Source organism: Cohnella sp. 56 (genome assembly GCF_037963805.1).
GTDB lineage: Bacteria > Bacillota > Bacilli > Paenibacillales > Paenibacillaceae > Cohnella.
Genome location: NZ_JAZDQE010000002.1, coordinates 96,403 through 115,487 on the forward strand (window position 1 = coordinate 96,403; position 19,085 = coordinate 115,487).

At 62.9% G+C, this 19,085-nt stretch carries 16 protein-coding genes; 13 read left to right on the forward strand and 3 right to left on the reverse strand.

Annotated elements, in window-relative coordinates:
* Window positions 1-6: 6 nt before the first annotated feature.
* From VQ071_RS03435 to VQ071_RS03490, 12 genes are all read left to right on the forward strand, one after another.
* Window positions 7-213 carry a hypothetical protein gene (locus VQ071_RS03435; RefSeq protein ID WP_090114827.1) on the forward strand — a complete coding sequence of 69 codons (207 nt, stop codon included), beginning with the start codon at window positions 7-9 and terminating at the stop codon, window positions 211-213.
* A 168-nt stretch (window positions 214-381) separates the two neighbouring features.
* Window positions 382-1,452, forward strand: coding sequence for an AI-2E family transporter (locus VQ071_RS03440; RefSeq protein ID WP_340512465.1), 1,071 nt, complete (start codon window positions 382-384; stop codon window positions 1,450-1,452).
* 426 nt (window positions 1,453-1,878) lie between these two features.
* A complete protein-coding gene (alaS, locus tag VQ071_RS03445; RefSeq protein ID WP_340512466.1) occupies window positions 1,879-4,524 on the forward strand; it encodes an alanine--tRNA ligase in 2,646 nt (881 codons plus the stop codon).
* Window positions 4,525-4,661: 137 nt separating this feature from the next.
* Window positions 4,662-4,937, forward strand: a complete 276-nt coding sequence (locus tag VQ071_RS03450) for an IreB family regulatory phosphoprotein (RefSeq protein WP_271749126.1) — start codon at window positions 4,662-4,664, stop codon at window positions 4,935-4,937.
* Window positions 4,937-5,371, forward strand: a complete 435-nt coding sequence (gene ruvX, locus VQ071_RS03455; protein WP_340512467.1) for a Holliday junction resolvase RuvX — start codon at window positions 4,937-4,939, stop codon at window positions 5,369-5,371. The genes VQ071_RS03450 and ruvX overlap by 1 nt, the downstream gene beginning before the upstream one ends.
* Window positions 5,364-5,669 carry a DUF1292 domain-containing protein gene (locus tag VQ071_RS03460; RefSeq protein ID WP_340512468.1) on the forward strand — a complete coding sequence of 102 codons (306 nt, stop codon included), beginning with the start codon at window positions 5,364-5,366 and terminating at the stop codon, window positions 5,667-5,669. Before ruvX ends, VQ071_RS03460 begins: the two co-directional genes overlap by 8 nt.
* Complete coding sequence (locus tag VQ071_RS03465; RefSeq protein WP_340512469.1) at window positions 5,666-5,977, forward strand: DUF1292 domain-containing protein; 312 nt, start codon at window positions 5,666-5,668, stop codon at window positions 5,975-5,977. The genes VQ071_RS03460 and VQ071_RS03465 overlap by 4 nt, the downstream gene beginning before the upstream one ends.
* An 87-nt stretch (window positions 5,978-6,064) precedes the next feature.
* On the forward strand, window positions 6,065-7,381 hold the full coding sequence (gene mltG, locus VQ071_RS03470) for an endolytic transglycosylase MltG (protein WP_340512470.1): 1,317 nt from the start codon (window positions 6,065-6,067) through the stop codon (window positions 7,379-7,381).
* 129 nt (window positions 7,382-7,510) lie between these two features.
* On the forward strand, window positions 7,511-8,437 hold the full coding sequence (locus VQ071_RS03475; RefSeq protein WP_340512471.1) for a peptidase U32 family protein: 927 nt from the start codon (window positions 7,511-7,513) through the stop codon (window positions 8,435-8,437).
* A gap of 14 nt (window positions 8,438-8,451) precedes the next feature.
* Window positions 8,452-9,723, forward strand: a complete 1,272-nt coding sequence (locus VQ071_RS03480; RefSeq protein ID WP_340512908.1) for a peptidase U32 family protein — start codon at window positions 8,452-8,454, stop codon at window positions 9,721-9,723.
* A 204-nt stretch (window positions 9,724-9,927) separates the two neighbouring features.
* Window positions 9,928-12,054, forward strand: a complete 2,127-nt coding sequence (locus VQ071_RS03485; RefSeq protein ID WP_340512472.1) for a methyl-accepting chemotaxis protein — start codon at window positions 9,928-9,930, stop codon at window positions 12,052-12,054.
* A gap of 175 nt (window positions 12,055-12,229) precedes the next feature.
* Complete coding sequence (locus VQ071_RS03490; protein ID WP_340512473.1) at window positions 12,230-14,194, forward strand: heavy metal translocating P-type ATPase; 1,965 nt, start codon at window positions 12,230-12,232, stop codon at window positions 14,192-14,194.
* A gap of 43 nt (window positions 14,195-14,237) precedes the next feature.
* Here VQ071_RS03490 and VQ071_RS03495 read toward each other — a convergent pair whose 3' ends face one another.
* Window positions 14,238-14,390: a hypothetical protein gene (locus tag VQ071_RS03495; RefSeq protein WP_340512474.1), complete on the reverse strand. Its 153-nt coding sequence runs from the start codon at window positions 14,388-14,390 to the stop codon at window positions 14,238-14,240.
* A gap of 68 nt (window positions 14,391-14,458) precedes the next feature.
* The gene (locus tag VQ071_RS03500) at window positions 14,459-15,862 is read right to left on the reverse strand and encodes an MDR family MFS transporter (protein WP_340512475.1); all 1,404 of its coding nucleotides are present in this window, start codon (window positions 15,860-15,862) and stop codon (window positions 14,459-14,461) included.
* 187 nt (window positions 15,863-16,049) lie between these two features.
* Between VQ071_RS03500 and VQ071_RS03505 the strand changes: the two genes are divergently transcribed.
* On the forward strand, window positions 16,050-17,915 hold the full coding sequence (locus VQ071_RS03505; protein ID WP_340512476.1) for a peptidoglycan D,D-transpeptidase FtsI family protein: 1,866 nt from the start codon (window positions 16,050-16,052) through the stop codon (window positions 17,913-17,915).
* On the opposite strand, the gene VQ071_RS03510 is transcribed toward VQ071_RS03505, so the two are convergent.
* Complete coding sequence (locus VQ071_RS03510; RefSeq protein WP_340512477.1) at window positions 17,827-19,008, reverse strand: AI-2E family transporter; 1,182 nt, start codon at window positions 19,006-19,008, stop codon at window positions 17,827-17,829. The two genes, VQ071_RS03505 and VQ071_RS03510, sit on opposite strands and share 89 nt — an antisense overlap.
* Window positions 19,009-19,085 lie beyond the last annotated feature (77 nt).

Here is a 19,085-nt window from a genome sequence, read left to right on the forward strand (position 1 = left end):
TAACCGATGATGAGATGCCCGAACTGCAATTCCAAAGATATCGGCAAAATCGGATCGCATCAGTTCTACTGCTGGAGCTGCTTTATTGAATTGACGGTAAACGGGGACAAAATGTCCGTTTATCAGGTCGAGGAGGACGGCACGCTAAGCTCGCTCGACGATTTGTTCTTCGGGGAGCCGATCCCTCCGCATATTCACGCTGGCGGCATGTGACGATTCGCTCCGGGCAATCGGATTATCATCGCCCCTGAACGGCCCCGCGCTTCGCGCAGGGGCTTTTTTTGTATGCTCGCGCACAGGATTGTCCTGTATCAGGTTTATGCAGAGACCGAAGTACATATACTGGAATGGGCCGGACAAGATGGGTCGGGGGGTGAAAAGATGAACCGGCTGTCGCAAAGCCGCCTGCTCGCCGTGCTGATCTACATTATACTCGGACTGCTGGCGCTTTATCTCGTGACGCTCGTCAGACCGATGCTGCTGTCGGTGTGGCGCTTCGCGAAGGCCGTCTCTGCTCCTTTTCTGATCGCGATGATCATCGCCTATGTGCTCAATCCGATCGTCGCGCTGCTGCATCACCGCAAGATGCCGCGGACGGCGGCGGTACTGCTGATCTACGCGGTGTTCGTGTGCAGCAGCGTCGTCGTGCTGGTGAACGTCACGCCGATGTTCGCGGCGCAGGTGCGCGAGCTGAACGATCATATGCCGGAGCTGACGATGCGCGCCCAGAACCTGATGGACAGCTTCAACAAAAACGACACGCTCCCCGATACGCTGCGAAGCGGGATCAACAGGGCGCTGTTCGGCTTGGAAAAGCAAATCTCCATGCGCATATCGGATTTCCTGAACAATATCGGCGCCGTCGTCAATGTCGTGTTTTTGCTGATGATCGTACCCTTTCTCGTATTTTATATCCTGAAGGATATGGACGTATTCGAGCGGGCCGTGCTCAAGTATTTGCCGCGGGCGAGACGGCAGGGGACGATCCGGCTGCTCAAAGAAATCGATATGGCGCTCGGCAGCTACATTCGCGGACAGTTCATCGTATCGCTCTGCATCGGACTGGCGGCGTATATCGGCTATCTTGTCATCGGCATGCCTTATCCGCTGCTGATGGCGGCATTCGTCGCGCTGTTCGATATTATTCCGTACCTCGGACCGTTCCTGGGGGCGCTGCCCGCGCTTATCATGGCATGCACGATCTCGTGGAAAATGGCGTTGTTCGTCGTCATCGTCAACACGCTGTGCCAGACGCTCGAGAGCAATGTCATCAGTCCGCAGGTCGTGGGACGGTCGATGAAAATGCACCCGCTCACGATTATATTCGTGCTGCTGATCGGGGGCGAGCTCGCCGGCGTCATCGGACTGCTGCTGGCCGTACCTATGTACGCGGCGCTGCGTGTCGTCGTCCAGCATCTGTTCGCCTACTATATCAGACGAAAAACCGTTTGACACCGCCGAAAGACCGACTCTATAATGATAACGTCGCGTACACGCGGCAGCATGAGAATAGCCAATCACGCGTTGAAGAAGCAAGAGTACCCCGAGGTTCCGCAGTGCAGAGAGAAGACGCCTTGCCCGACGATCGTCCGCTGTCGCCGACAGCGACCTGGACGAGCGGTCCGGCCCGGCTGCGAGCGTCTTCGTGCGAAGGGCGGGGGAAGCCGGCTTCCGAGCATCGGATCAGATCCGGCGGGCAGGCCCGTTACAGCCTACTGAAGGCGATTCCGCATTAATGCGCTGGGCGACAGTCCGACGCGGCGGGATAACCAGGGTGGTACCGCGATCGATTCGTCCCTGATTTTCAGGGGCGTTTTTTATTTTTTTTAGCTTATCGAACAGGCCGCAGCGCCGCCACTACAAGGGAGGATCCCCAACATGCAACCGTTAAAAGCCGCCGAAATACGCGACAGATGGCTTCGCTTCTTCGCTTCCAAAGGACATCGCGTCGAGCCGAGCGCCTCGCTCGTGCCCCACAACGACCCGTCCCTGCTCTGGATCAATGCCGGCATGGCGCCGCTGAAGGCATACTTCGACGGGCGGGAGAAGCCGGAAAATCCGCGCATCGCCAATTCGCAAAAGTGCATTCGCACCAACGACATCGAGAACGTCGGCAAGACGCGCCGCCACCATACGTTTTTTGAGATGCTGGGCAACTTCTCGATCGGCGATTACTTCAAGGAAGAAGCGATCACATGGGCATGGGAGTTCCTGACCGGACCCGAGTGGATCGGCTTCGACCCGGAGCGTCTGTCCGTCACCGTACACCCCGAAGACGAGGAAGCCTTCAAGTTCTGGAACGAGAAGATCGGCATTCCGGCCGAGCGCATCGTGAAGCTGACCGACAACTTCTGGGATATCGGCGAGGGTCCTTGCGGCCCATGCACCGAGATTTTCTACGACCGCGGCGACGCGTATGGCGATCTGTCCGATCCGGAGTGCTATGCGGGCGGCGAGAACGAGCGCTTCCTTGAAGTGTGGAACCTCGTATTCTCGCAGTTCAACCACAACAAGGACGGCAGCTACACGCCGCTGCCGAACAAGAACATCGATACCGGCGCGGGCCTCGAGCGCTTCGCCTCGATCGTGCAGGACGTCGACTCGAACTTCGACACCGACCTGTTCCAGCCGATCATCGCGCGCGCCAGCGCCGTCGCCGGCGTGACGTACAAGACGAACCCGGATCACGACGTCGCGCTCAAGGTCATCGCGGACCATATCCGTACGGTCGCCTTCGCCGTAGGCGACGGCGTCATGCCGTCCAACGAGGGCCGCGGCTACATCATCCGCCGCCTGCTGCGCCGCGCCGTGCGCTACGGCAAGGTCATCGGCATCGACCGTCCGTTCCTGTGGCAGCTCGTGCCGACGGTCGGCGACATTATGGGCGGCTACTATCCGGCCGTCGTCGAGAAGGCCGAGTTCATCGAGCGCGTCATCCGCACCGAGGAGGAGCGCTTCCACGAGACGCTGAGCGAAGGGCTGTCCCTGCTCGCGGACTTGTGCGCGAAGGCGGCCGCCGCCGGCGAGCAGACGATATCGGGCGCGGACGCGTTCAAGCTGTACGACACGTACGGCTTCCCGTTCGACCTGACCGAGGACTACGCGGCCGAGCAGGGCATGACCGTCGACCGCGAAGGCTTCGACGCGGCGATGGACGAGCAGCGTCGGCGGGCGCGCGCCGCGCGGCAGGAGACGGAGAGCATGAAGGTGCAGGGCGGACCGCTCGCCGACTATACGGTCAAGAGCGAGTTCGACGGCTATGGCGCGCTGATGCTGGGCGCCACGGTAGCGGCGATCGTGTCGGGCGACCGGTTCGTCGACGCGGCCGGCGCGGACGAGACGGTGTCGGTCATCCTCGACCGGACGCCGTTCTACGCCGAGAGCGGCGGCCAGGTGAGCGACACCGGCATGCTCGTCGGCGAGGGCGGACTCGTCGCGGCGGTGAGCGGCATGAGCAAGGCGCCGCATGGACAGCCGCTGCATCAAGTGACCGTCACTTCGGGCACCCTGAAGGTCGGCGACAAGGTGACGGCGAGCGTCGACGCGGTCGACCGCGCCGACATCGTGCGCAACCATACGGCTACGCATCTGCTGCACAAGGCGCTCAAGCAAGTGCTCGGCGAACATGTCAACCAGGCCGGCTCGCTGGTCGAGCCGGGTCGCCTCCGCTTCGACTTCTCGCATTTCGGCGCGATCACGGAGGCCGAGCTGGCGGATGTCGAGCGCAGGGTCAACGAGCAGATCTGGCTCGGCACCGACGTCGACATCAGCCTGAAGCCGATCGACGAAGCCAAGTCGCTCGGCGCGATGGCGCTGTTCGGCGAGAAGTACGGCGACATCGTGCGCGTCGTGCGCGTCGGCGATTACAGCCTCGAGCTGTGCGGCGGCTGCCATGTGTCGAACACGGCGCAGATCGGCCTGTTCCGCCTCGTCGGCGAGAGCGGCATCGGCTCCGGCGTACGCCGCATCGAGGCGGTCACCGGCCGTCACGCCTACGCGTACATGGACGAGCAGATCGGCCTGCTGAAGAGCGCGGCCGGCCTGCTCAAGACCGGCGTCGCCGAGGTGCCGCGCCGCGTCGAGGCGCTCCAGGGCGAGCTGCGCCAGTCGCAGCGCGAGGCCGAGTCGCTGCAGGGCCGGCTGGCGCGTCTGGAAGCTGCCGACCTGCTCGGCGGCGTCCGGGAAGTCGGCGGCCTCAAGCTGCTGGCCGCGCAGGTCAATGCGGGCGGCATGGACGCGCTGCGCGGCGTCGCCGACGAGCTGAAGGCGAAGCTGCCCGAGGCGGTGCTCGTGCTGGGCGCTGTGCACGACGACAAGGTCAGCCTGGTCGTCTCCGTCGCGCCGGAGCTTGTGAAGCGTGGCCTGCACGCCGGCAAGCTGATCAAGGAGCTGGCCGCCATCTGCGGTGGCGGCGGCGGCGGCAAGCCGGAGCTCGCCCAGGCAGGCGGCAAGGACCCGGCCAAGCTCGGCGAGGCGCTCCGCGCGGCCGAGAGACTGGTCGAGGCAGCGGGCGCCGGCGCCTGAGGCATGGGTTTGGGAGGGAGCGGAGGCGCGTTCGGCGCTGAGAGCGTGTCGAACGCTGCGGCTGCTGCTTGGCGCTTCCATTTCCCGTCCAGCAGAGAATATGATATGATGTTGGCATAAAGCGAGGTGCTGCGACAATGAGCTCGTCCGACAAGAACCATATGGATAAGACGGTCAAATTCGACGTCATGCCCGATCCGGAGGAGATCTCCGCGAAGGATATCTTGCTGACGGTGCACGACGCGCTGGTGGAGAAGGAATATCATCCCATCAATCAGATCGTGGGCTACTTGCTGTCCGGCGATCCGGCCTACATCCCGCGGCACAACAATGCCAGAAGTCTGATCCGGAAGAAAGAACGCGACGAACTCATCGAAGAGATGGTCCGCTTTTATCTTCAGCAGCACCGCTGATGCCGAGGATCATGGCGTTGGACTACGGTGACAGACGCACGGGCGTGGCGGTCAGCGACGCCTTCGGCTGGACGGCGCAGGGCGTCGAGGTCATCCAGCACAAGACCGAAGACGCCTGTCTGCGCAGAGTGACGGAGCTGGCGGCGGAGCTCGAGGCCGAGGAGATCGTGCTCGGCCTGCCGAAGAACATGAACGGCACGGTCGGCCCCCGGGGCGAATTGTGCATCGCGTTCGCCGGCAGACTCGAGGAGACGCTCGGGCTTCCCGTCAAGCTGTGGGACGAGCGGCTCACGACCGTCGCCGCCGAGCGGACGCTGCTCGAGGCCGACGTGAGCCGGGCCAAGCGCAAGCAGGTCATCGACAAGATGGCAGCCGCAATATTGCTTCAGAGCTATTTGGATTCCAGAGGGAGAGGGGCTAACTTGCATGGCTGACGATACGATCCGCCCGGAAGACGAAGCGGAGATCATTTATATTCCCGACGACGACGGCAACGACGAAGCCTTCGAGGTCATCATGCGCTTCGAGCTTGACGACGGCACCGACCGCAAGTACATGATGGTCGTGCCGGCCGACGCGGAGGATGAAGAACAAGAAGTGTACGCGTTCCGCTTCGACGAAGAGGACGACGAGATCAAGCTGTACCCGATCGAGAGCGAAGAAGAGTGGGAGATCGTCGAGGAGACGTTCAACACGCTGGCGGCCGAATTCGGCGGCGCCGAGGACCAATGACCGAGGCGGGCAAGCCTACCGACGCCCGGAGCGGCATGCTGCAGGGCAAGTTCGGACGCGAGATCGAGCTGACGGACGACCGGGGGACGGCTACAACCTATCGGATCATGGCCGAGCTCGAGGTCCGCGGGACATCCTACGCCGTGCTTCAGAGCGAGGACATGCGCCAGGAAGGCGATATCGAGGTGTTCCGCATCCTCCTGGAGGACGGAGAGCCGCAGCTCGCGTCGCTGGACGACGACGACGAATGGGAAGACGTCGCCGAGGCGTACGACGATCTGCAGTTCGGCACCGACGAGAGGCCTTAAGGCCGACAGCATCGGCGAAGCGGAGAGCGGGCGACCGCTCTTCTTGAGCTGTCCGGCCGTTTTTTGACCCAAGCAGGAGGGAAGACAGTGAGCAGAGACGACGACGACAACAACGGGTGGAAGTCCGTGTACTCGGGCAATCTTCCGGATGACCGGGAGGAGCCTGACGCGGAGCACGCCCGTCCGGTCCGGGAGGCGGCGCAGCCGGAGGGTCCGCTGCCGCCGCGAGCGCGCACGGAATCCCGGACGCCGCGGGGCGCATCCGAACGGGACGACCCCGCGCCGCCGGAGACCGAGCGCCGGCAGGACGAGCAGGAAGACGAATACGGCGAGGCGCCGTCCAAGGGGCATCCCGCATTATGGTCCTTCCTGATCGCACTCGGGCTTGTCGTCATTGCCGCCGCTTCCATCCTGGTCTATGTCTGGAACGGCCTGCGCCCGCCGGCGGCTTCGGAACAGCCCGTCCGCGTCACGATCAGCAAGGGCATGGGCGCCAAAAAAGTCGGCGAGACGCTGGAGACAAGCGGACTGATCCGCAATACGTTTTTGTTCAGCATGTGGCTGAAGTACAAGAACGAAGGCTCCCGGTTCCAGGCCGGCGATTATGACTTCAAGCCCGGGATGACGAACGGAGAGATTGTCGCCAAGCTGAACAATGGCGAGACGGTGGCGGCGGCCACGATTCGCTTCACGATCCCCGAGGGCTTCACGGTCGTGCAGATGGCGGACCGCCTGGCCAAGGAAGGCATCGTCGACAAGGACAAGTTCATGAATGCGGTCAGAAATCCCGCGCAGCTCGCCAATTCGCCGTGGGCCAGACAGATCCCGGCGGACGCCAAGCTCCGGTATCCGATCGAGGGCTACCTGTTCCCCGAGACCTACGAGATGAAGAAGGGCAGCACGGAGACCGACATCATCGACCGGATGCTGGCCGAGCTCGATCGCAAGCTGGGCATGCTGCCAGAGGATTGGCAGAGCGTGCTCGAGGAGCGCGGCTGGACGATTCATCAGCTGCTGACCGCCGCCTCGCTCGTCGAGCGGGAGGTTGTCGTCGACGAAGAGCGGCCGATCGTGGCGGGCATCATCCTGAACCGGCTGAACAAGGACATGGCGCTGCAGATCGACGCCACGATCCAATACTTGCTCGACAAGCAAAAAGAAAAGCTGACGAGCAACGATCTGAAGGTCGACAGTCCGTACAACACGTATACGCACAAGGGGCTGCCGCCGGGGCCGATCTCAAGCCCGAGCCTCAAGTCGATCGAAGCGGTGCTGTATCCCGCCGACACCGACTACTTGTACTATGTGACCAAAAAAGACGGCAGCAACACTCATCTGTTCGCGCAGACGTACAAGCAGCATCAGAAAAATATTCGCGACAGCGAAAAGAACGAAAAGAAGTAACGGACGCCCCGAAAAGCGGCGGTGTCCGTCATACCGGCCCGGCAGCGGTACCGCCCGGCGCGCCGCTCCGTCAGGAGGCGCACCGGCGCGGCCGGCGCCGGGCTTCACGTTTGGATGAGGTGAGGAAAAATGAAGACGGAGCTGTTGATTGCGGCGGGCTCTATCTCGCAAATCAAAGCTTATATCGAAGCCGGCGCCAGCGCCGTGCTCATCGGGGATGCCCGGTTCGGGGCGCGTCTGCCGGGCTCGATCGCGGAGTCCGAGCTCGGCGAAGCCGTCGCCTGCGCGCATGCGCTGGGCGCCAAGGCGTACATCGCCGCCGCCAGACTGCTGCGCAACCATGAACTGCCGGCGCTGCCGGGCTATCTGCGGGCGGTTGCCGAGGCCGGCGCGGACGCCGTCGTATTCGGCGATCCGGCCGTCTGGATGGCGGCCCGCGAAGCGGCGCCGGATATGGCGCTGCATTGGAACGCGGAGATGACGGGGACGAACTCGGCCTCCGCGTCCTTCTGGGCCAAGCGGGGGGCTTCACGGGCCGTGCTCGCCCGGGAACTGAACGGCGAGGAGATCGCGGACTTCAAGCGGAGCGTCGGCTTCGAGGTCCAGGTTCAGGTGCACGGCATGACCAACATCTATTATTCGCAGCGCAATCTGCTGCAGAGCTATATGGATTATCTGGGACGCGAGGCGAGCCTCATGGATCTCGGTCCGAGCGAAGGCCGCTTCCTGATCGAGTCGGAACGGCCCGACGAGCGCCTGCCGGTGTACGAAGACGACAGCGGCACGCATGTGATGAGCGCGGACGACATCTGCCTGCTGGAGGCGCTGCCCGAGCTGCTGGAGGCGGGCGTGGACAGCCTGTATATCGAGCCGCTGCTCAAGACCGAGGCGTACAATGTGGCCGTGCTGCGCAGCTACCGTCAGGCGATAGACGCCTGGCATCGCGATCCGGGCAACTTTTCGTTCGAAGAAGACTGGCTCGATCCGATCCGGGAGCTGCAGGACCCGGGCCGCGAGCTCAGCTTCGGATTCATGTACAAGGAGCAAGTCTATTAATGGAGGTGCAGACTATGAACGGCACTGCCGTCCATGCCGCCGGGACCGACGCCGGGCAGAGACGCCGGTATCGGCTCGACCGGCCGGAGCTATTGGCGCCTGCAGGCAATCTCGAAAAGCTGAAGTTCGCCGTCCACTACGGCGCCGACGCCGTCTACATCGGCGGTCAGAGCTACGGATTGCGGTCCAATGCCGACAACTTCAGCTTCGAGGAGATGCGCGAGGGTGTCGAGTTCGCCGCCCGCTACGGGGCCAAAGTTTTTGTCGCAACCAACATTTACGCCCATCAGGAGGACCTCCCCGGCATCGCCGACTACTTGAAGCAGCTGGAGTCCGCGGGCATCGCGGCCATCATCACGGCCGATCCCGCCATCGTCGAGACGGCGATGACGCATGCGCCCGGGCTCGAGGTGCATCTGAGCACGCAGCAGTCCACGATGAACTGGCAGGCCGTGAAGTTCTGGAAGGAAGTCGGGCTGCCCCGTGTCGTGCTCGCCCGCGAGACGTCGATGGAGGAGATCCGCGAGATCAAGGATCGCGTCGACCTGGAGCTCGAGGTATTCATCCACGGCGCCATGTGCTCGTCGGTATCGGGCCGCTGCGTGCTGTCCAACCACTTCACGGACCGGGATTCCAACCGCGGCGGCTGCTGCCAGTCGTGCAGGTGGAAGTACGATCTGCACCAGGAGCATGTGCCGGCGTCCGATCCGGGAGATCATATGTTCACGATGGGCAGCAAGGACCTGTGCATGATCAGACATATCCCCGATCTGATCGAAGCGGGTGTGGACAGCTTCAAGATCGAAGGGCGGATGAAGAGCATCCATTATGTCGCTTCGGTCGTGAGCGCCTATCGTCAGGCGATCGACGCCTACATGGCGGATCCTGAGGGGTATGCGCTTCGGCCCGAATGGGAGGAAGAGATCGGCAAGGCGGCGAACCGGCCGCTCAACACCGGGTTTTTCTACAGCACGCCCGGCGCGTCGGAGCATATCTATGAACCGGAGGAGAAGCCCGCGCCCTATGACTTCGCCGCGATCGTGCGGGACTATGATCCCGCGACCGGCATTGCCGTCGTCGAGCAGCGCAGTCCGTTCCGACCGGGTACGGAGATCGAGTTCATCGGTCCGGGCGGCCGCAGCTTCAGGCAGGTCGCAGGACCGCTTGCGGACATGGACGGCGCTTCCGTCGACGTGGCGCGGCATCCGCTTCAGCTGCTTCGCATCCGGACGGCCGAGCCTGTAGCGCCGCTCGATATGATGCGCAAGCGGATCGGGACCTCCTAAGTTACGACAAAAAATAAATATTTGAGCCGGGAAAGCGTTTTAACAGGAAATTTAAACCGCTTGTCGAATTTACACCTATAGTGCGGATTGCCTAAGCAGGACCGGGCGATTCAATGGCGCTATCGGGATTCGGCAAGCTTTTTTATTGACCTGCCGCAGCAGCGCATCACAGGGTTACTCAATAAGTCTCGGAGGGTGTGTCAGATGAAGCAAAATTGGCGCGATCGTGTCAAGTCGGTGGAGTGGAAGCAAGGTGCCGATGCGCTGGGGGGCTATGCGAAAAAGTTCGGGCGCCAACTGAAAGATACAAAGCTGGAGAGTCCGATCCGATCGGTCGGCGTAAAGCTGTTTATCCTTGTATTCTGCGGTATCCTGCTTTGCGTCGTGTCTCTCGGCCTTTTTTCCTATTCCAAGTCCAGGTCAGTCATCGAGAGTAAAGTATCGGAGTCGAGCATGGAAACGGCCAAGCAGGTATCGGGTCGCATGGACCTGCTGCTGACCGGCTACGAACGCAAGACGATGGAGTTTCTCTCCGATTCGGAATTTATCGCCCAGTTGGGCACGGCGGTCACGTCCACGGACGACTTCGAGCGCTTCGACAATCAACGGACGATCAATACGAAGCTATCCAACGTCATGATCTCGGACAGCTCGATCAGCGGCATCTACCTGCTGCCCACGGACCCGGAGAAGGACGTCATCGGCGCCTCCAACTCGGGCGGCATGATCAATATGAAGGAAAACGCACCGGCGTTCATCGAGTCGATGAAGCAAGCCGCGGGCAAGGTCGTATGGGTGCCGACGATGCCCGCCGGCATCAGCGGCAAGCAGACGGGACCGACAATCGCGATCGGCCGGGCGCTGATGAACGTAAACTCTGCAAAGCCTTACCTGCTGGTCATCGAGTTGAGCCTGAAGGCGCTGCAGGATATGCTAGCGAACGTCAGCTTCGGTAAAGACAGCTCGACCTATATCGTGGCGCCGGACGGCACCGTCGTATATGCGGCCGATACGAGCCTGCTCGGCAAGCCGTACGGTCAGGACGTGCCGGAGAACGGCGAGCTGAAGTTCAAGTCCAACGGACACCAGATGCTGTCCGTCGCCGCCAAGGCGGGGGGCAACAGCGGCTGGTCCGTCGTCGGGAACATCCCGACATACTCGCTCGTTGAGGATGCCAAGTCGATCCGCAACCTGACCTTCCTCATGTGCGGTCTGTCCGCGCTGATCGCCGCGCTCATCGGCTTGTTCATCATGATGACCGTCGGCAAGCCGCTCGGCCAGCTGCGCCATCTGATGAACGAAGGCGAGCAGGGCAATCTGACGGTTCGCAGCTCGATTCGCAAGCGGGACGAGATCGGCCAGGTATCGGACAGCTTCAACCGGATGATGGTCAGAATCACGGAGCTCGTCCGCCAGACCAATCAGTCCGCGCTCGAGGTGCTCGAGACCGCCAGCTCGCTCACCGTCGCATCGACCAAGACCGCGACGGCCGCCAAGGAGATCGCCGTGGCGACCGAGGAGATCGCGACCGGCGCGACCAATCTGGCCGTCGAATCCGAACGCGGCAGCGAGATGACCGGGCAGATCGGAGACAAGGTGCTGTCGGTCATCGACTCCAACGCGGAGATGGGCAAGTCCGCGTACGAGGTCGAAGAAGCCGGCCGCAAGGGCACGCAGTATATGGCCGGTCTGATCGAGAAGACGGGTCATACCGAAGAGCTGACGCGCTCGATGGTGGACAAGGTCGACAAGCTCAAAGAAAGCACGGGCTCGATCACCAAAATTCTCGATCTTCTCGGCAACGTGACGAAGCAGACCAACATCTTGTCGCTCAACGCGACGATCGAGGCGGCCCGGGCAGGCAATGCGGGCAAAGGCTTCATGGTCGTCGCAGACGAGATCCGCAAGCTCGCGGATCAGTCGCGCCAATCGATCGGGGTCGTCGGCGAGATTGTAGACCGCATCGGCCATGAGATCGACGAGACGGTATCCGTGCTGTCGGACGCCTACCCGATGTTCAAGGAACAGATCGAGGCCGTGCGCGATGCGAACGTCATTTTCGAGAACGTGCAGTCGCATATGGGAGATTTCAACGATCGGCTGCAGGCGGCCACGGCGTCCGTGTCCCAGCTTGAGCAGGCGCAGGAGACGCTCACGATGACGATGACCAATGTCAGCGCAGTCGCGCAGCAGGCTTCCGCAACGAGTGAAGAGGTGGCGTCGCTCAGCAACGAACAGCTCGGCATCAGCGACGGTCTCGTGCAGCTGTCGAACAGGCTGGAAGCCGTGTCGCAGCAGCTTCGCGAGTCGTTGTCGCAATTCAGAATTTAGTAAACGGGCTTTATCTTCGGTTGACGGATTCACATTTCGGTCAGGATAGATTATAATAATTCTAAACTATACTATTTTAATCGGATGCTGCTCCCGCTTCGCGGGGGCGGCATTCGGCATTTTAGGGACGTTAATAATGTCTCTCATTCTCAACATAAGCAAGGGGTGATCCGCCATGAACGGCTCGGAGACACGGTTGGAAAGGTCGGCAGACAGGACGCGGGCTTACGACAATCTGCTGCAAACCGCACGGGACTATGCAAGGACGCACGGTGAAGGGGTTGCCATACTCGCCTGCGGTCTGCTGCTCGCCGCCGCCTGGTCGCTCGAAGCGGGTGCCGGTTCGTCGCCTTGGACCGTCGCGCTCTATCTCGGCACCTGCCTGATCGGGGGGCTGCGCAAGGCGGCGGAGGGGCTCAAGTCACTCATGGCGCGCGAGCTCGACGTCAACCTCCTCATGGTTGCGGCTGCGGCGGGCGCTGCCGGCATCGGCTATTGGAAGGAAGGCGCGGTGCTCATCTTTATCTTCGCGCTGAGCGGCGCGCTGGAGTCGTATACGACGGACCGCAGCCGCCGTGAGCTCGGCGCGCTGCTGAGGATGAAGCCCGAGACGGCGCTGCGCTGGGAGAACGGCTCGGAGATCGAGATGCCGGCGGACGCGCTGTCTGTCGGGGACCTGGTACTCGTCAAGCCGGGCAGCCGGATACCGGCCGACGGCATCGTGAGAGAGGGCTTGTCGTTCGTCAACGAAGCGGCCATCACGGGCGAATCGATGCCGGCGGACAAAAAGCCCGGCGATGAAGTGTACGCGGGCACCATCAACGGTCAGGGCGCGCTGTTCGTCGCGGTAACCCGCCCCGGCGAGTCGACCTTGTTCGCCAAAATTGTCAAGCTGGTCCAGGAGGCGGAAGCGGAGAAGCCCGCTTCGCAGCGGTTCATGGAAAGGTTCGAGCGCTTCTATGCGGGTGCGGTGCTCGCGCTGTCCGCGCTGCTCATCGTGCTGCCGCCGCTGCTGCTGGGCAGGTCGTGGGACGCGGCGCTATATCAGGCGATGGTATTTCTCGTCGTCGCTTCGCCGTGCGCCCTCGTCGCTTCGATCATGCCTGCGATGCTGTCCGCGATCTCCGCGGGTGCGCGCCGGGGCATTCTGTTCAAAGGCGGCGTCCATCTCGAAGCGCTCGGCGCCGTCCGGATCGTCGCCTTCGACAAGACGGGCACGCTGACGACGGGGCGTCCGGATGTGACCGATGTCGTAGCGGCGGACGGCACAAGCGAGCGCGAGCTGGTCGGGATCGCCGGCGCGCTGGAGCGTTATTCGGAGCACCCGCTTGCACAGGCGATCGTTAGATATGCGGCATCGCAAGGCATTGTGCTGCCGGCTGCGTCTGACTTTTACTCCGAGACCGGCATCGGCGTCCGGGCCAGGGTGGACGGAGGCGACTGGCGAATCGGCAAGCCGGATATGTCGGGTGCAGCGGTCGCACAGCCGCCGCATATGGGGGAGACGATCGCGCGGCTGGAGGCCGAGGGCAAGACGGTTGTCCTGCTGTCGGACGACCGGGGAATCGCCGGCCTCATCGCGCTGAGAGACACGGTGCGGCCGGAAGCGCGGCGTGCCGTGGCCCGGCTGCGGGAGATGGGCGTGAAGGCGGCGATGCTGACCGGCGACCGGCGTACGACGGCGATGGCGATCGCGCGGGAAGCGGGGATCGCGCCGGAGCTAGTATTCGCCGGGCTGCTGCCGGCGGACAAGGCGGATCTGGTCGCGGCGCTGCGTGCGTCGCACGGCACGGTCGCGATGGTCGGCGACGGCGTCAACGACGCCCCGGCGCTGGCCGCGTCCGCGGTAGGCATCGCGATGGGCGCGGGCGGCAGCGATACGGCGCTGGAGACGGCGAACGTCGTGCTGCTGCGGGACGATCTCGGGCATATCGCGGATGCCGTCCGTCTGGGCCGCCGGACGACAAATGTCGCGAAGCAGAATATAGGGTTCGCCCTCGGCGTCATCCTGCTGCTGATCGCGGCGAACTTCGCGGCCGGCCTCGCGCTGCCGCTTGGCGTGGTCGGTCACGAGGGCAGCACGATTCTCGTCATTTTGAACGGTCTGCGCCTGCTTCGCGAGGGAGCTTCGGCTGAATAACGAGCCTCTAAAAAAAGAAAAGAGCTGTCCGGCGCGGTTCAGTCTACCGCGAGGACAGCTCTTTTGTTGCGTGGGGGACGGCATTCCAGCGCCGATGCAGCTCGCGCGTGTACCGGCGGTGCTCCATACCCATGAATACGCACATCGCCCCGAGCACGATGCATACCAGCGTCATGCCGGCCAGCAGATAGGCCATGCGTTCCCTCTTTTCGCAGCAGCATGATAATCGTTATCGTTTATTATAGCGAAGCGAAGCTGCCAAGGCTAGAGCCGCTGCCGTTGAACGCCGTCCGAGGAAGCGGAAGGCAGCAGCGTCGTTATGAGCAGGTGAACGAGAGAGACGCATGCAATCCCGATGAAAATAAGGTGCATGCCATCCGCGAACGTGCCCGCGCTGCCGGAGGCGGACTGACCGCGGACGACATGGTTGAACAGCATCCCGAAGAAGGCGGCGGCCACAGTCTGGCCGAGCGCGCCAAGCAGCGAATTCGTAGACGTCGCCACGCCCCGGTGTGCATGGTCGGCAGCGCCCTGAATCATGACGATCGCGGGCGTCGTGATGCTGCCCATGCCGAGGCCGAATATGCTGAGCGCGCCGATGATCTGCAAGTAGGAATCGGAGGCATCCAGCGTGAGCAGCCAGCCTGCGGCGATGAGCACGAGCACGGCACCGGCGGTCATGAAGCGTTTGGCGCCGAGACGATACATGAATCTTCCGGACAGATTGGAGGCGACCGGCCAGAACAGCGACATCGGCATGAGCATCAGTCCCGAAGTCGTGGCACTGAAGCCGAGTACATTCTGAATCCAGAACGGGATATAGATGGTGACGCCCGCCACCATGCCGAAGCCCAGAAAAGCCATCGCATAAGGGATGGACAGCCTGCGGTCCTGCAGCAGCGACAGCGGCAGCATCGGCTCGGGCGCGCGGCGCTCGATGCGAATAAACAGCAGGAGGCCTGCGGCGAACACAATGAACAATCCGGCGATCAGCGGCGAATCCCAGCCGTATTCGTTGCCGCCGGTCAGCAGGGCGAACAGCAGGCTCGATACGCTGAGCGTGAAGGCGAGTGCACCGCCGTAATCGATGCGTTTGTTCGCCCTGAGGAACCGCTCGTGCAGATACGGCACCACGAGCAGAAACGAGAGGACGCTCACCGGTACGTTCATGAAAAAAATCCAGCGCCAGGAGATGGCGTCCACAAAATAGCCGCCGACGAACGGACCGACAAGGCCCGCGACGGACCAGACGGAAGAGAGCACGGCCTGGATTTTGCCGCGCTGCTCTCCTTTGTACAAATCTCCGATAATCGTGAACGTGACCGGCGTCAGCGCGCCCGCGCCGATGCCCTGGATCGCCCGGAACCAGATCAGGCCGCTCATGCTGCCCGCTGCGCCGCAGAGCACCGAACCGGCCAGAAATAGCCCCAGTCCGACGATGAACACGGTCTTGCGTCCGAACAGGTCGGCCAGCTTGCCGAAGATCGGCGTGGTCACGCAGGTCGTCAGCGTATAGATCGAGAAAATCCAGCTGATCTGCCCGAAGCCCTGCAGATCGGTCGCAATGCTCGTCGTCGCGGTCGTCACAACCGTCGAATCCAGCGCGCCGATGAACAGCGCGGCGAGCAGGCCGGCGGTTACGAAGCTGCGGTTGGTTTGTCTTTCCATTTCGGACTCCTTCTATATAGGCATTCATTTTGTACAATAGCTGTAATTATACCTTAAGTCACTTGGGAGCGGCACGTTTATTCCGGCAAGTCGGATGTTTATAATGCGCGCAGGGACGGGCAACAATGGGAACATCAGGACATTGCAAGGATGATTATTCATAGAGCTAACGAAAAGAGGGATTGCCATGCAAAGCCTTATCCCGTCTCGGCTGTCCAAAATCATGCTGGTCCTCGCCGCTTCGTTCGGCGTCGCGGAAGCCAGACTCGCCTGGGTGCAGCTGGGAGGCGGCGGACGGTCGTCGGACGCTGCCGCCGGCCTTGCCCGCCAGGCTTATCTGCAGCAATCGGACCCGCTCGTGCTGGACAGCGGACGAGGACAGTTCGAGGATCGGGAAGGCCGTCCGCTGACGGGCAAGACGATCAAGGCGCTGGCGGCCTATCCGACAGGCGGCATGCCCAGAGGCACGCCTGACCGGCTGAAGGCGCTGGCGGAGGTGCTCGGCGCGAAGCCGGATACCGTAGGCGCATGGCTGGACGGGCTGCGGGAGCCCATGGTGTGGCGGGCCGGAGGGCGCGGCCGTGCGGTCGCCCTGACCGAGGCGCAGGCCGCGCGGATCGCGCAGCTCGGGCTCACGGGCGTCGCGGCCGTATCGTATGTCGAACGCTATGCGGGGCTCACGGGCGGCATGGCGCCGCATGTCATCGGCTATGTGGCGGAGGATCCCGACCGGATGGCGCGGCTGTACGGCAAGGAGCTGGCAACTGGCAAGGCGCGGGCGACGGAGCGGACCGGAGAGGCGGGTCTGGAGCTGTCGCTGGACCGGCTGATTCGCGGCATCGGGAGCACGTCCGCCATCCAGGCGACGGACGGCGCCAGACGGCCGCTGGCGGGCAAGGGCATCCGAATCTCGGGACCGGTCAATCCCCACTATCCGCTGCGGGTGAAGACGACGCTCGATATGCGGGTGCAGCTCGCGGTCGAGGCGGTGCTGACAATGCACGGCATCAAGGAGGGGGCCGTCGTCGTGCTCGACGCGAACGATGCCGGCGTACTGGGCATGGTATCCCTGCCCGCATTCGACCCGGGCAGCATCGGCGCGGGAGGCACCGACGCGCGCAATCACGCGCTCATCGCCGTGCCGCCCGGCTCCGTATTCAAGACGGTGACGCTGGCGGCCGCGCTGGAGAGCGGCGTCACGACGCTGGACGAATTGTTCCGCTGCACGGGGATGTACGGCAGATACGGACTGAAGTGCTGGCTGCACGGCGGTCACGGCGTGCTGACTGTCAAGCAAGCGTACGCCGAGTCGTGCAACGTCGTGTTCGCGGCGCTCGCTGAGCGGCTGGATCCGGCCGTATTGGCGGCGACGGCGGACAAGCTGGGCTTCGGACGGCAGGTCGGCTGGCAGACCGACTCGTTCGTCGACGGCAAGCCGCTGCGCCTGCTGGAGGAGGAGGAGCGGGGGATGATATTCGCGTCCGCCGCAGCGGGCGAGGACGGGGGTGTACGCACCGGGACGGGCATCGGCCAGCGCGACGTGCGCGTGACGCCGCTGCAGGCGGCCAATCTGGCCGTGACGCTGCTGCACGGCGGCCGCGTGCAGTCGCCGCGGCTCGTCAGCGAGCTGCGCTACGCGGACGGCGGACTGCTGGCGAGCCTGCCGGCGCGCGCGGCGCCGTCCGAGTTCGGCAGCATCAAGCCGGCTACGGCGGCAGCGCTGCGAGAGGCGATGCGCGCCGTAGCGACGGACGGTACTGCGGAGCGGGCGCTCGGGCATCGCGAATGGCCGCTCGCGGGCAAGTCCGGCACGGCGGAGCTTGGCGCAGGGCGGCCTGGCATGAACGAGCAATGGTTCGTGGGCTACGGCCCGGCCGAGGGCCGGGCGCGCTATGCGGTGTCCGTGCTGCTCGAGAATCGTCCGTCAGGCGTCCGCAACGCGGCCGCCGACGTCTTCGGCGACATCATGGACGCGCTTCGCCGGTTGGAGGAGGCGGAGTCGAAGTCGGAGTCGGACCGCCCGGCACCGTCGTCTCCGCAGCGGCGGGCATGAACGGCGCGACGTTGAACTCTTCCTTGGGCCAGCGAATCCATCTGTGGAAGTAGCCTTGATCGTACAGCGCCTTGAGCAGGATCATGAGGATCGGGGCGAGGATCAGGCCCGCGACGCCGAAGAAGGAGAGCGAGATGACCATGAAGGCGAGCATCGTAAAGGCGGATACGCCGACGGTCTGGCCGGTAATGCGGGGCTCGAGGAATTGCCGGGTCAGCGTCACGACGAGCAGCAGCGCCGACAGCCAGATCGCGAGTCCCGTCTGCCCCACGATAAACAAATACAGAATCCACGGGATGAACAGCGTGCTGACGCCGAGCAGCGGCAGAACATCGAAAAAAGCGGCCAGCAGCGCGATTGTGAGCGCATTGTTCACCCGGAGCGCGAATAATGCGACGAGGATGACGAGAAAGGTGACGCTGATCAGCTTCATCTGGGCTTTGAGATAGGCGCCGATGCCCTTGAATACATTTTCGCGGAGAAACGTAAAGGCGGTCTTCAGCGTCCTGGGGGACCGCTCGCCTGCGAGCCGCTTCCACATATCGATCTCTACACTCAGAAAATAAGCCAATATGATGGCGATCGTGAAGTTGAGAACGAACGAGGAAAAGGAGCTGACGAAGCCGACGGTACCGTTGAACAGGTTCGTCGCAAGCTTCGTGCCGAACTTGACGATGTTCTCGGCGGCGCTCTGCAGCTTGTCGGCCACGCCGTCCGGAAGACTGTCGGAGCGCTGCTGCACTTCGGCCGTTATGGCCCGAATTTGCGCCTCGACCTGAACCTGGTAATCGGGGAGCTTTTTGACCAGCTCGGACGTTTGATGATAGAACATGAAGCCGATGCCCGCCAGCGCCGCGAGCAGGATGGCCGTGAACAGCAGCACGCTGATGCCGGAGGCGAGCGCCTTGCGGATGCCGAGCTTGTGCAGCCTGCGCGCGAGCGGCTCGATGCACAGGAAGACGAGGAAGGAAAGGAATACCGGCGTAGCAATCTTATACAAATAACTAAACGAGAACATGATAAGCCAGACGGTCAGCACGATCAGGGCGATGTCGAAGGCGGTTCGCCAATATTTCTGGTACAGCGAGAGCATATGTATTCCCCTTTGCTTAGGTTGAAGGAAAAACGGCGGGACGTTTTCCATTTTACTTCATTGTACGCAGGGATGGC